General features: G+C 45.0%; 12 protein-coding genes and 1 rRNA gene. 10 read left to right on the plus strand and 3 right to left on the minus strand.

Going from position 1 to position 14424, the window contains the following annotated elements; all coding sequences use genetic code 11:
- The 8 genes from rrf to leuB form a co-directional block, all read left to right on the plus strand.
- Positions 1-108, plus strand: a 5S ribosomal RNA gene (rrf, locus tag H6A28_RS11465); the annotation flags it as partial.
- 246 nt (positions 109-354) lie between these two features.
- On the plus strand, positions 355-1623 hold the full coding sequence (locus tag H6A28_RS11470; protein WP_239465347.1) for an alpha-L-fucosidase: 1269 nt from the start codon (positions 355-357) through the stop codon (positions 1621-1623).
- A 32-nt stretch (positions 1624-1655) separates the two neighbouring features.
- On the plus strand, positions 1656-2828 hold the full coding sequence (pncB, locus tag H6A28_RS11475) for a nicotinate phosphoribosyltransferase (protein ID WP_204476429.1): 1173 nt from the start codon (positions 1656-1658) through the stop codon (positions 2826-2828).
- A gap of 312 nt (positions 2829-3140) precedes the next feature.
- Complete coding sequence (locus H6A28_RS11480) at positions 3141-4637, plus strand: 2-isopropylmalate synthase (protein WP_204480405.1); 1497 nt, start codon at positions 3141-3143, stop codon at positions 4635-4637.
- 15 nt (positions 4638-4652) lie between these two features.
- Entirely contained in the window at positions 4653-6050 is a 1398-nt protein-coding gene (leuC, locus tag H6A28_RS11485; protein ID WP_204480407.1) for a 3-isopropylmalate dehydratase large subunit, read from the plus strand.
- Positions 6051-6062: 12 nt separating this feature from the next.
- Positions 6063-6659 (plus strand): 3-isopropylmalate dehydratase small subunit, encoded by a 597-nt coding sequence (leuD, locus tag H6A28_RS11490; RefSeq protein ID WP_204476426.1) that lies wholly within the window; start codon positions 6063-6065, stop codon positions 6657-6659.
- An 18-nt stretch (positions 6660-6677) separates the two neighbouring features.
- The gene (locus H6A28_RS11495) at positions 6678-8210 is read left to right on the plus strand and encodes an alpha-isopropylmalate synthase regulatory domain-containing protein (RefSeq protein ID WP_204476425.1); all 1533 of its coding nucleotides are present in this window, start codon (positions 6678-6680) and stop codon (positions 8208-8210) included.
- A 12-nt stretch (positions 8211-8222) separates the two neighbouring features.
- Positions 8223-9284, plus strand: a complete 1062-nt coding sequence (leuB, locus tag H6A28_RS11500; protein ID WP_204476424.1) for a 3-isopropylmalate dehydrogenase — start codon at positions 8223-8225, stop codon at positions 9282-9284.
- 62 nt (positions 9285-9346) lie between these two features.
- On the opposite strand, the gene msrA is transcribed toward leuB, so the two are convergent.
- Entirely contained in the window at positions 9347-9832 is a 486-nt protein-coding gene (gene msrA, locus H6A28_RS11505) for a peptide-methionine (S)-S-oxide reductase MsrA (protein ID WP_204480409.1), read from the minus strand.
- A 110-nt stretch (positions 9833-9942) separates the two neighbouring features.
- Between msrA and H6A28_RS11510 the strand changes: the two genes are divergently transcribed.
- Both H6A28_RS11510 and H6A28_RS11515 read left to right on the plus strand, forming a co-directional pair.
- Entirely contained in the window at positions 9943-10767 is an 825-nt protein-coding gene (locus H6A28_RS11510; RefSeq protein WP_204480411.1) for a tetratricopeptide repeat protein, read from the plus strand.
- 75 nt (positions 10768-10842) lie between these two features.
- Positions 10843-11979, plus strand: coding sequence for a hypothetical protein (locus H6A28_RS11515; RefSeq protein WP_204476421.1), 1137 nt, complete (start codon positions 10843-10845; stop codon positions 11977-11979).
- 8 nt (positions 11980-11987) lie between these two features.
- On the opposite strand, the gene H6A28_RS11520 is transcribed toward H6A28_RS11515, so the two are convergent.
- Together H6A28_RS11520 and pheS are read right to left on the minus strand one after the other, a co-directional pair.
- Positions 11988-13187, minus strand: coding sequence for an MFS transporter (locus H6A28_RS11520; RefSeq protein ID WP_204480413.1), 1200 nt, complete (start codon positions 13185-13187; stop codon positions 11988-11990).
- Positions 13188-13310: 123 nt separating this feature from the next.
- The gene (pheS, locus tag H6A28_RS11525; RefSeq protein WP_204476419.1) at positions 13311-14330 is read right to left on the minus strand and encodes a phenylalanine--tRNA ligase subunit alpha; all 1020 of its coding nucleotides are present in this window, start codon (positions 14328-14330) and stop codon (positions 13311-13313) included.
- Positions 14331-14424: the final 94 nt, after the last annotated feature.

Below are 14424 nucleotides of genomic sequence, written 5' to 3' on the forward strand. Positions count from 1 at the left end.
GGTGACTATGGCGCGAAGGTTCCACCTCTTCCCATTCCGAACAGAGAAGTTAAGCTTCGCCACGCCGATGGTACTGCGTACAAGTGGGAGAGTAGGTAGTCGCCGTTTTAGATAGAGCCTCGAGGCATAACTGCTTCGGGGCTTTTTTTGCCCTGACGAGGACCGGAAATCAACCAATTGTCGCTGTGAATAGGGCGAAATGTGGAAAACTTTACATTCCATTTGCCGTTGCGCTTGCCTTTCTATATCTTTGGGAGGTTGAATCTTAATTATGTATTCTTTTAATTGAGCGCAGATATGGAAACACACATCTTTCATTATTTTAAAACAATCTGCCTTGGGGGATTATTGGGCATGTCCGCCTTGTCTGTTCAGGCTGAAAATAAGTATGTTCCTTCGCCGGAGAATTTGCAGGCGCGGAAGGAGTTTCAAGATAATCGGTTTGGTATCTTCTTGCATTGGGGTATTTACAGTATGTTCGGGCAAGGAGAATGGTATATGAATAATGATAATATTGATTGCCATGAATACGCCAAGGTGGCATCAGGATTTTATCCTTCCCGTTTTAATGCGCACGAGTGGGTATCGGTTATCAAGGCTTCCGGAGCTAAATATATTTGCATTACCTCCCGTCATCATGACGGATTTTCCATGTTTGATACTCAATATTCGGATTACGACATCGTAGATGCCACTCCATTCAAGCGAGACATCATCAAGGAGCTGGCAGAGGAATGTCGGAAACAGGGAATCAAGTTGCATTTGTATTATTCACATCTGGACTGGACGCGTGAAGACTATTATCCTTTAGGAAAGACCGGACATGGTACCGGCCGTACTTCGCATGGGGAATGGGCTACCTACTATGAGTTCATGAATCATCAGCTGACGGAGTTGCTGACCAATTATGGCCCGATTGGAGCAATCTGGTTTGACGGTATGTGGGACCAGCCGGACGGGTTCGACTGGAAATTGGAGGAACAGTATGCGTTGATTCATAAGTTGCAGCCAGCTTGCCTGATTGGGAACAATCATCATAAGGCTCCTTATCCGGGAGAAGATTTCCAGATGTTTGAACGGGATCTTCCAGGTGAGAATAAAGCGGGATTTTCGGGAGAGTCTGTGGTAGGAAAATTGCCGTTGGAAACCTGTGAAACCATGAACGGTATGTGGGGATATCGGATAAAAGACCAGAATTATAAATCGGTGACTGAATTGGTTCGTCTGCTGGTGCGTGCAGCCGGGAAAGGAGCCAATCTGCTGATGAACATCGGTCCTCAACCCAATGGGGAACTTCCGGCAGTGGCAGTCGAACGTCTGAAAGGAATCGGCAAGTGGATGTCGGAAAACGGAGAAACCATTTATGGTACTACAGCTGGAAATGTGATGACTGCTTCATGGGGTACAACAACCCGGAAGGGAAACATGCTTTACGTGCATTTGCTGGCTGATCAGATGCCTCAGTTTGTGACGTTACCTCTGACGGAGAAAATCGTTTCTTCTACGGTCTTTCACACGGGCGAGAAAGTGAAATGGGAAAAAATCCAGGGAGGTATCGTGTTGCATACCCAAAATTTGCAGCCTTCTGTAGATTGTATTATCGCGTTGAAATTAAAGGAATAATTATATTTGCATTAAGAAATAAATAGAACAATATGGTGATAAAAACAATTTTAGATACTGATTTATATAAGTTTACTACTTCATACGCTTATATTAAGTTGTTTCCCTACGCAATGGGAACTTTTACGTTTAAGGATAGAGACGATACGGAATATACAGAAGGTTTTCTGGAGGCACTGAAGAATGAGATCCATAACTTGGAAATGGTTCGACTGTCTCCGGATGAACAGGAATACATGACTACTCATTGTCGTTTTTTGCCAGGAGTGTATTGGGAGTGGCTTTCTTCTTTCCGGTTCGATTCGAAGAAGATAGAGGTGTGGCTGGATGAGCATCATCATCTTCAAATGTCCGTTACGGACTATTTATATAAGGTAACATTGTATGAGGTTCCTTTATTGGCCATTGTTTCTGAAATCAAGAATCAGTTTCAGAATCATATTCCGGATAAGAAAGTCATTCTGGACCGACTAGCAGGAAAGGTGGAATTATCGAATATGCATCGGATGCCTTTCTCTGAATTCGGTACACGCCGTCGTTTTTCGTTCGATGTGCATCAGATGGTGGTGGAATATCTGAAAGACCATGCCCAATATTGTACGGGAACTTCCAATTGTTACCTGGCTATGAAGTATAATATGCGTCCGATGGGTACCCATCCGCATGAGTGGTTTATGTTTCATGGGGCACAGTTCGGATATAAACATGCCAATTATATGGCCTTGGAAAACTGGGTGAATGTATATGACGGGGATTTGGGCACCGCCTTGTCGGATACCTATACTTCGGATGCATTCCTGAGCAACTTCAGCCGGAAGCAGGCGAAATTGTTTGACGGCGTACGTTGCGACTCGGGTAATGAGTATGAATTTATTGACCGTCTGATAGCCCGATACAAGGAGCTGGGGATTGACCCGACTACCAAAACTATTATTTTCAGTAATGCACTCGACTTTGAAAAAGCTCTGAAGATATTCCAGTATTGCCAGGGAAAGATACGGTGTTCCTTCGGAATCGGTACGAACCTGACCAATGATACAGGTTATCAGCCTTCTAACATTGTCATGAAGCTGTCACGCTGTAAAATGAGCCCGAACCAGGAGTGGCGTGAATGTGTGAAATTGTCGGACGATATGGGCAAACACATGGGAAGCATGACTGAAGTAGAAGCGTGTCTGCATGAGCTTCGTTTGCTTTCAGAATGATAGATTTATATTCAGTTGCATGTGTTTGTGTAAAATTGTTGTTTAATGTTTGAAAAAACTTTCTTTTTATTTTCTTGTTTCAAAATATTGTATACCTTTGCAGCTACAAAAAAGAAACGAGTAAAAAGAATCAATAAATGAATATTCTGTTTTTACATATTTTGCTATGTGGTTTGATTAATCTGCTGGAAAGCCCGGTGGGAAGTGAGTCGCGTGCATATTGATGTAAAAACAATATCATATAAAGCCTTTCTCACTTCCCAGTGCGAAAGGCTTTTTTTTAGGATTATAAGGAAATAAAACAAGAATATTATGAGTGACAGATTATTTATTTTTGATACTACGCTCCGTGACGGGGAGCAGGTACCGGGATGTCAGTTAAATACCGTAGAAAAAATTCAGGTGGCTAAACAGCTTGAAACGTTGGGGGTGGATGTGATTGAAGCCGGATTCCCAATCTCAAGTCCGGGCGATTTCAATTCAGTCATTGAAATTTCAAAAGCAGTGACTTGGCCAACCATTTGCGCACTGACACGTGCCGTACAGAAAGACATCGACGTGGCTGCCGAGGCGTTGCAGTATGCCAAACACAAACGTATTCATACGGGTATAGGTACATCTGATTCGCATATCAAATATAAATTCAATTCTACTCGTGAGGAAATCATCGAACGGGCTGTCAATGCGGTGAAATATGCCAAACGTTACGTGGAAGATGTAGAGTTTTATGCCGAAGATGCCGGACGTACGGAGAATGAATACCTTGCGCGTGTGGTAGAAGCCGTTATCAAAGCGGGAGCCACAGTGGTAAACATTCCGGATACGACCGGTTATTGCTTGCCGGATGAATATGGCGCAAAAATCAAATACCTGATGGAACATGTGGATGGAATTGACAAAGCCATCATTTCTACTCACTGCCACAATGACCTGGGTATGGCGACTGCCAATACCGTCAGTGGCGTATTGAATGGAGCCCGTCAGGTGGAAGTGACCATCAACGGTATCGGAGAACGTGCCGGTAACACCTCTTTGGAAGAGGTTGCCATGATTCTTCGCTGTCATCATGACATTCATATCGATACAAATATCAACACACAGAAAATCTATCCTACCAGCCGCATGGTTTCCAGCTTAATGAACATGCCGGTACAGCCCAATAAAGCTATCGTAGGACGTAATGCATTTGCTCATTCTTCCGGTATTCATCAGGATGGAGTCTTGAAGAATGCACAGACTTATGAAATCATCGACCCGAAAGATGTAGGTATCGATGACAATGCCATCGTATTGACGGCACGTAGCGGACGTGCGGCTTTGAAACATCGTCTGCATGTGTTGGGCGTAGAAATGACGCAGGAAAAATTGGACAAGGTATACGAAGACTTCCTGAAACTGGCTGATAAGAAGAAAGACATTACGGATGATGATATTCTGGTATTGGCTGGTGCCGACCGCAATGTGAACCATCATATCAAACTGGAATACTTGCAGGTAACCAGTGGAGTTGGAGTACGTTCTGTAGCCAGTCTGGGATTGAACATCAGTGGAGAGCATTTTGAAGCAGCCGCTACAGGTAATGGTCCGGTGGATGCTGCCATCAAGGCCGTAAAACAGATTATCAAGCGTCAGATGACCTTGAAGGAATTTACTATTCAGGCTATCAGCAAAGGTAGTGATGATGTAGGTAAAGTACACATGCAGGTGGAATACGACGGACAGATGTACTATGGTTTCGGAGCCAACACCGACATCATTGCAGCTTCAGTAGAAGCATATATCGATTGTATCAACAAATTCAGAAAATAAATTAAACGAGATTTTATGGCTAATACATTATTCGATAAGATATGGGATGCACATGTGGTGCAGAAGGTAGAAGATGGACCTACCCAATTGTATATAGACCGTCTGTACTGTCATGAGGTGACGAGTCCACAGGCTTTTGCCGGGATGCGTGCCCGTGGATTGAAATGTTTCCGTCCAGAACGCATCTATTGTATGCCGGACCACAATACGCCGACGCACGACCAGGACAAACCGATTGAAGATCCGGTATCCAAAGCACAGGTAGATGCTTTGGCCAAGAATGCAGCCGATTTCGGTTTGACATATTTTGGAATGATGAACAAGAAAAACGGTATCATTCATGTGGTAGGTCCGGAACGCGGATTGACTCTTCCGGGTATGACCATTGTATGTGGTGACTCACATACTTCTACTCACGGAGCGATGGGAGCGGTTGCTTTCGGAATCGGTACCAGTGAGGTGGAAATGGTGATGGCTTCACAGTGTATCCTTCAGGCTCGTCCGAAAACTATGCGTATCACGATTGACGGTAAGCTGGGAAAAGGTGTGACAGCCAAGGACGTGGCTTTGTATATGATGTCGAAGATGACCACCAGCGGTGCGACCGGTTATTTTGTGGAATATGCCGGTGAAGCGATCCGCAGCTTGACAATGGAAGGTCGTCTCACCCTGTGTAATTTGTCTATTGAAATGGGTGCCCGTGGAGGAATGATTGCGCCGGATGAAGTGACTTTTGAATACATTAAAGGTCGCGAATATGCTCCGAAAGGAAAGGATTGGGATAAGGCATTGGCTTACTGGAAGACGCTGAAGAGCGATGAGGATGCCGTGTTCGACAAGGAAGTACGTTTTGATGCCGCAGATATTCAGCCGATGATTACTTACGGTACCAATCCGGGTATGGGTATGGCCATTACCGCACACATCCCGACCACGGAAGGTATGAGTGAGGTGGAAAAAGGTTCCTTTGAGAAATCCTTGCATTATATGGGCTTCCAGCCGGGCGAAAGTCTGCTGGGTAAGAAAGTAGACTATGTGTTCTTGGGAGCTTGTACCAACGGACGTATTGAGGACTTCCGAGCCTTCGCTTCTATCGTGAAAGGACGCAAGAAAGCTGACCATATCACCGCATGGTTGGTGCCGGGTTCTTGGAGGGTGGATGAACAGATTCGTCAGGAAGGACTGGATAAAATTCTGGAAGAAGCAGGTTTTGAAATCCGTCAGCCGGGCTGTAGTGCTTGTCTGGCCATGAATGACGATAAGATTCCGGCAGGCAAGTATTCCGTATCTACCAGCAACCGTAATTTTGAAGGTCGTCAAGGACCAGGTTCCCGTACGTTGCTGGCCAGCCCGTTGACTGCGGCAGCCGCTGCCGTAACTGGTGTAATTACAGATCCGAGAACATTAATGTAAAAAATGAGTGTCATGAAACAGAAATTCAATATCATAACAAGTACTTGTATTCCTTTGCCTTTGGAAAATGTGGATACAGACCAGATTATCCCGGCACGTTTTCTGAAAGCTACAACCCGTGATGAAAAGTTTTTTGGAGACAATTTGTTCCGCGACTGGCGTTACAATCCGGATGGTTCGTTGAACAAGGATTTTGTGTTGAACGATCCGAAGTACAGCGGACAGATTCTGGTGGCTGGAAAAAACTTCGGAAGTGGTTCCAGCCGTGAACATGCGGCGTGGGCGATTGCCGGTTATGGTTTCAGAGTAGTGGTGTCCAGCTTTTTTGCCGATATTCATAAGAACAATGAATTGAACAACTTCGTACTTCCGGTAGTGGTAAGTGAAGGATTTCTGAAGGAACTGTTTGATTCAATCTATGCCGACCCTAAAACAGAAGTCGAAGTAAATCTGCCGGAACAGACCATTACCAATAAAGCTACAGGAAAGTCTGAGAAGTTTGAAATCAATGCCTATAAGAAACATTGTCTGATGAACGGATTGGACGACATTGATTTCTTAGTAGAAAACAAAGATAAAATTGAAGCCTTCGAGAAGGCACGTAGCTAACCGATAGAATAATTGATTATGGATAATCATCCGAGAATAGAAATAATGGACACTACGTTGCGCGACGGGGAGCAGACCAGTGGCGTATCGTTCGTGCCTCATGAGAAATTGATGATAGCCCGTCTGCTGCTGGAAGATTTGAAAGTAGACCGGATAGAGGTGGCTTCTGCCCGTGTGTCGGATGGTGAATTCAACGCAGTGAAAATGATTTGCGACTGGGCGGCACGCCGTGGTCTGTTGCAGCGAGTGGAAGTGCTGGGTTTTGTCGATGGAACGGTGTCGGTAGACTGGATTCACCAGGCAGGATGTCGGGTCATTAATCTGTTGGCAAAAGGTTCGGAGAAGCATTGCCGCTATCAGTTGAAGAAGACGCTTCCGGAGCATCTGGAGGATATCCGTAAGGTAGTGGATTATGCCTTGACGAAGGATATGGATGTCAATCTGTATCTGGAGGACTGGAGCAACGGAATCAAAGATACTCCAGAGTATGTATTTGGCTTGGTCGACGGGTTGAAAGACAGTGGCATCAAGCGCTTCATGCTGCCGGATACATTGGGTATTCTCAATCCGTTGCAGGTAATTGAATACATGCGTAAGATGAAGAAGCGTTATCCAGACCTGCATTTCGATTTTCATGCCCATAATGATTACGATTTGGCTGTGAGCAATGTATTGGCAGCTGTGCTGAGTGGGGTGAAAGGATTGCATACCACCATCAACGGATTGGGAGAACGGGCTGGAAACGCCCCTTTAGCCAGTGTGCAGGCTATTCTGAAGGATCATTTCCACGCCATAACGCGTATTGATGAGAGTCGGTTGAACGATGTAAGCCGTGTGGTAGAGTCCTATTCCGGTGTCACGATTCCGGCTAACAAACCGATTGTAGGAGAGAGCGTGTTTACGCAAGTGGCAGGGGTTCACGCCGATGGAGACAACAAAAACAAGTTGTACTTCAATGACCTGCTTCCAGAGCGTTTCGGCCGTGTGCGGGAATATGCCTTGGGGAAGAATTCCGGTAAAGCCAATATCCGCAAGAACTTGGAAAGTCTGGGCCTGGAACTGGATGAGGAGTCCATGAAGAAGGTTACCCAGCGTATCATTGAATTGGGAGACCGAAAAGAACAAGTCACTCCGGAAGATTTGCCATATATCATCAGTGATGTGCTCAAGCACGACGGGATACAGAACAAGGTGAAATTGCTCAGCTATTTTGTGACCTTGGCTCAAGGACTGAAACCGATGGCTACGCTGAGCATTGAAATCGACGGTAAGACCTACCAGGAGAGCTCCTCCGGTGACGGACAGTATGATGCCTTCGTGCGTGCCTTGCGTAAGATTTACAAAGGTACCCTGGGCCGTAAGTTCCCGATGTTGGTGAATTATGCAGTCACCATTCCGCCAGGCGGGCGCACCGATGCCTTCGTGCAGACCGTGATTACGTGGAATTATGAGGATAAGGAATTCCGTACCCGCGGATTTGATGCCGACCAGACAGAAGCAGCCATCAAAGCGACCATCAAAATGTTGAATATGATAGAAGATTTAAATTAAACGTATCTAATTATGGACTTTAAAATAGCAGTATTAGCCGGTGACGGGATCGGACCGGAAATCTCCGTACAGGGAGTAGATGTAATGACAGCCGTTTGTGAAAAATTCGGTCATAAAGTAACTTATAAATATGCGCTTTGCGGAGCTCACGCCATTGATGAAGTGGGTGATCCGTTTCCGGAAGAAACGTATCAGATTTGCAAGAATGCTGATGCGGTGTTATTCTCGGCTGTAGGTGATCCGAAATTTGACAATGACCCGACGGCTAAGGTACGTCCGGAACAAGGATTGCTGGCCATGCGTAAGAAATTGGGACTTTTTGCCAACATTCGTCCGGTACAAACTTTCAAGTGCTTGGTTCACAAATCTCCGTTGAAAGCAGAATTGGTAGATGGAGCGGATTTCCTCTGCATCCGTGAATTGACAGGTGGTATGTATTTTGGTGAAAAATACCAGGACAACGACAAGGCATACGATACGAACATGTACACTCGTCCGGAAATTGAACGTATTTTGAAGGTCGGTTTTGAATATGCCATGAAGCGTCGGAAACACCTGACGGTAGTAGATAAGGCTAATGTGTTGGCTTCTTCCCGTTTGTGGCGTCAGATTGCCCAGGAAATGGCTCCTAAGTATCCGGAAGTAACGACCGACTATATGTTTGTAGACAATGCAGCCATGAAGATGATTCAGGAACCGAAGTTCTTTGATGTCATGGTGACGGAAAATACATTTGGGGATATCCTGACCGATGAGGGTTCTGTCATCAGTGGTTCTATGGGATTGCTCCCTTCTGCTTCTACCGGTGAAAGCACTCCGGTATTCGAGCCGATTCATGGTTCATGGCCACAGGCTAAGGGCTTGAACATCGCCAACCCGTTGGCACAGATTCTGTCAGTAGCCATGTTGTTTGAATATTTCGACTGCAAGGAAGAAGGTGCACTGATTCGTCGGGCAGTAGATGCTTCACTGGATGCCAACGTGCGCACTCCGGAAATACAGGTAGAAGGAGGTGCTAAATACGGTACGAAAGAAGTCGGTGCCTGGATTGTAGATTACATCAAGAAAGCTTGATTCGAGATTGAGTCTGAAAAATAGGAAGAGGGATTTCTTTTGCGAGAAGTCCCTCTTTTTTGTCAAAATTTCTTGACCCGGATGTGGCAATAAGGCTCACCGCCTGTCTTGTCATAATAATGCTGGTGATATTCTTCTGCGGGCCAAAAGGTAGTGGCCGGTGTCAGTTTGGTGTTCACCTCATATCCTTTGTCTCTCAGAATCTGAATGACCTTTTCTGCCTCCTGTTTCTGTTCATCGTTCAGGTAGAAAATTTCACTGCGGTATTGCGGGCCGATATCCGGACCTTGTCCGTCGGTTTGTGCCGGGTCGTGTATTTCAAAAAAGAGTTTGCACAAATCTGTATAGGTGGTCTGTTCGGCATCATATTCCACAAGCACGGCTTCTGCATGTCCGGTGGTGTGGGCTTTTACTTCCGGGTAAGTGGGATTCTCTTTGTGTCCTCCTATATATCCTGCGGTAGTACGTATTACTCCTGTTGCACGTTCCATCTGGTGTTGTACGCCCCAGAAGCAACCGCAGGCAAAAATCGCTTTTTCTGTTTTCATGATTTTCGGGTTTTATATAAATGATTGTTCAAACTTACAAAAAAATATTGTAATACCTCTTTGTTCGGTTTAGAAATGCTACCTTCGCTGTAGAATCAAAGAAAAAGAAAATGAAATATTTACTGTTGGTTTTGTGTGGTTTGTTCTCAACCGCATTTTCGGTGCAGGCTCAGTCGTATAATGAAATAGTTGAGCAGGCGATGGATTGTGTGAAGAAAGACAGTCTGGTTCAGGCGGAACAACTTTTCCAGAAGGCATTGAAACTTGAACCGAACAATGCGCGGAATGCCTTGTTGTTTTCCAATCTGGGAACTGTTCAGAAACGATTGGGTAAGACCGAGGAGGCGATAGAGTCGTATACATTAGCTTTGAACATCATTCCTTATTCTACCACAATGTTGCTGAATCGGGCTGCACTCTACCTGGAGAAGAATCTGACCCAGAAAGCCTACTTGGATTATTGCAATGTGATTGACCTTTTGCCGAAAAACAAGGAGGCCCGTTTGTTCAGGGCTTATATTTATATGCAACGTCGTGAATATAAGGAAGCCCGTGTAGATTATAACGTCGTGTTGGAGCAGGATGTGAAGAATAAGACGGCTCGCATCGGTATCGTTATGCTGGATGAAAAGGAAGGACGTTTTCAGTCGGCAATGGATGCCATGAACCGTTTGGTAACCGATTTCCCCAAAGATGCGGCAATATTGAAGATGCGGGCCAATATGGAATGGGAACACGGACAATTGGACGCAGCTTTGTATGATTTAGACGAAGTACTGAAACTGGATGACCAGGATGCAATGTCTTATCTGATGAAAGGAGACATTTATTTGGAACAAAAAAAGAAGGACGATGCACGTGAGGCATACGAGAAAGCAATTGATTTGGGAATCTCACGTGCCGAATTGATGGAAAAATTAAAACAATGTAAATGACTTTCTAAAAATATATTCGTTTTTGTTTGTACTTTTTAAAAAGTTTTTGCTATCTTTGCGTGAAATCGTATAGTAATGCAAATTCGTTCGGTCATAAAATTGGGTGTGGTGCTTTCCGTGGTACTGTTTTGTATCGGGATTGCCTTTTATGGTTTTGCCCGTCTGAGTATGGCCGATAAGGAAAATCAGGTAGATGTGTTCGAATTTGTCCCTCAAGATTGTGCAGGTGTGCTTGAAACAGACAATATTGATAAGTTTATGCATGCCTTCTCTCAGATGGCCTATTCTTCCCAGTTGGATACACTTCATCGGTCGGGTTTGATTAATGATATATTGTCTGACCTAAATGAGTTTTCATCTATTTCCGCCCATGGCTTGTCGTATCAAATGCATTATGTGGTGATAAGTTTTCATCAGCCACATACCCCAATGGATGTCGTTGCTTATTTCCGGATGGGAAAAGAGGGAAAACGTCAATTGATTGAAGCTATCCAGAATCGCTTTGGAGTAGATTTTTCTCCGAAGAAAGAATTTTATCGTGGGAAAAAAATTGAAATATATCCTTTAACCCCTAAAAAGTATTTGTCAGTCTGTACGACCGAGGGGTTGGTGGTGGTAAGTTATCAGAAGAAGCTGATAGAACAGGTCATTGATGCCGTAAAGGACAATAAATCGCTTCGTGAAGATACTGTTTTTGCGTCTATACATCATCCTCAAGCTACAGATTTCATTACCATTTACGGACGTACAGCATCGGTCCCTTTGTTAGGAAAAGAAACTTGTCATAGTTGGAGCGAATATGATATTCATCTCAATAGTGAGGTATTTTATTTGAGCGGTCAGATGTATGGAGCGGAAGGTTGCCAGCAGCGTACGATAGAAGGCCTACGGGCGATACCAATGGTTGCTGAACCTGATAGTTTGCTGGTCGTGTCGGGACGTGAAAAGGTTGATTCATGTGTGGCGGCGATTGCATCTTCTCCATCCCATTCTTTATTTGACGAATGCGTCTCTAATTTGTCGCGCGATGCTTCTTACATTATGGTGACTGATATGGAGAAAGTAATGGAATCGCCAGAAAAGTATTCTTCTTATCTTCCGCCATTTATGATTCGGCATGCCGATTTGTTCCGTCCCTTTATTTTGTCTTTGCAATTGACAAAAGTCGATAATCGTTTGTCACATATCTTTGTATTCACCTATAAGGAGTAAGGATTCTTTCAGCGGAGTTTGTTTTGTTCGAAATGGGGACCTGCCTTCACATGGAAATAAAGCAGGGATACAACCGTGAGGGAAGCTCCGAAAAGATAGGCCATCTTGAACGTAGCAATTTCTGCAATATAACCTCCTGTCAGCATACCGATTCCCAAACCGACATCCCATGAAGTTAAATAGGTACTTGTGGCCGTTCCTCGCTGGTTGTTGGGAGCCAGGTTAACAAACAAAGTGTTATAAGCTGGGAACATGGTACCGAATCCGATGCCCAGCAGTAATGAGATAAGAAAGAAAATGGTTGTCGTGATTTTCAAGTTCCATTCTACCAGCCATCCGCAGGCTGTCAAGGCGAAATAACAGGTACTGACCAGATACAAGCCTGCCGCAATGACCTTAGTCACCAAGCCTCGGTCTACCAGTCGGCCACTGAATAACCGGCTGACGGCCATTCCTACGGCCATGAGGGTGAAAAAGAAACCAGTTTCAGCGGTAATACCTATTTCTTGCGCATACATGGCTACATAGTTGGTGGTCATTCCATACGGGATGGAGAGTAACAGCAGGCTTAACCCGGCTGGAAGCCCTTTGATTAAGATGAACCGGTCAAGAGAAATGGGAGCTCGTTTTACGGGAGCTTTGTAGGGGGTACGTACGGTGCAGGCAGCAATGAAACCGATGACACATGAACCCAACGCATACGAGAAGATGGTGGTGTAGGAAGCCCCTCCACTGTGCAGGAACAAGCCGAACATCGGGCCTATGGACATGGCAATGTTGTTGGTCAGTCCGTAGTATCCTAATCCTTCACCTCGTCGGGAAGAAGGCATAATGTCGATGACAAGTGTATTCCCTCCTACGGTGACCATCCCGAAGGAGAATCCATGCACCACACGGAAAATGATAAACAAAGTCAGTACAGTGGCAGTCATGTATCCGGCAAATATCAAGGTAAAGATGAAGTAGGCCAGCAGGTACAAAGGTTTGCGGGCGAATGTATCCAATATATAACCGGAAAACGGACGGATGCACAAGGAAGAAACCGTATAGCAGGAAAGAATGATTCCGATGGTGGTATGTGACGTGTGGAATACCTCCGACAAATAAAAGGGAAGAATCGGAGTGAGTAACCAGAAACCGAAATAAAGCAGAAAATTGGCTGCCAGAATGGCACAAAAACTCGGAGTGACCAGCTTGTCTTTTGGCATATTCGGGGAAGGAAAAGTGTGATATATATAAGATAAACACGGATTACACGAGATGTTAGCAGGAAATCCTCCTTTTTACTCCCGGTGTAATCCGTGTTCTTATGAAAAAGCGTTTATTCGGAATCAGTTGGCTGATTCAAATTCTTCCAAGAAACGAGTATCATTCTCGGAGAACATACGCAAGTCTTTTACTTTGTATTTCAGGTTCGTGATACGTTCTACTCCCATACCGAAAGCATAACCCGTATATACTTTGCTGTCAATGCCGTTGGCTTCCAGCACAGCCGGGTCTACCATTCCGCATCCCAGAATTTCTACCCATCCGGTATATTTACAGAACGGACAGCCCTCACCGCCGCAGATGTCGCAGCTGATATCCATTTCGGCACTGGGTTCAGTGAACGGGAAGTATGACGGACGCAAACGGATTTTTGTATCCGGTCCAAACATTTCCTGTGCAAACTGCAGCAGCACTTGTTTCAGGTCGGTAAAAGACACGTTCTTGTCGACATACAGACCTTCTACCTGATGGAAGAAGCAGTGTGCACGGTAGCTGATAGCCTCGTTACGGTATACACGTCCCGGGCAGATAACACGGATAGGAGGTTGAGAAACTTCCATCACGCGGCTCTGTACAGAAGAAGTGTGTGTACGGAGAATGATGTCAGGGTGAGTCTCAATGAAGAACGTATCCTGCATGTCGCGTGCCGGATGGTCTGCGGGGAAATTCATAGAAGAGAACACATGCCAGTCGTCTTCTACTTCCGGTCCGTCGGCAATGGTAAAGCCCATGCGGCCGAAGATATCGATGATTTCGTTGCGCACAATTGTCAGCGGATGGCGTGTACCCAGTTTAATCGGATAAGCCGTACGAGTCAAGTCCAGTTCAGCCGCACTGTTGTCTTGATTTTCGAATGTTTCTTTCAAGGCGGCAATGCGTTCTTGTGCCAGGTTCTTCAACTCGTTCAATTTCATACCTACTTCTTTTTTCTGTTCAGCAGGTACGTTACGGAAGTCAGCCATCAGTGCGTTGATGGCACCTTTCTTGCTCAGGTATTTGATGCGTAAAGCCTCCAGTTCTTCTGGATTCTGCGCTGTGAGTCCTTTTACTTCCTGAAGCAACTGTTCTATTTTTGCTAACATATCTCTTCGTTAATTATTTTTGTTTGCAAAGGTAAGGATTTAAACTGAAAAATTCGGTTTTTCCTCCAACAAAAAAGAAAACTCTTGTTTCTTG

The sequence above is a fragment of the Bacteroides mediterraneensis genome, from assembly GCF_016900355.1.
Lineage (GTDB): Bacteria > Bacteroidota > Bacteroidia > Bacteroidales > Bacteroidaceae > Phocaeicola.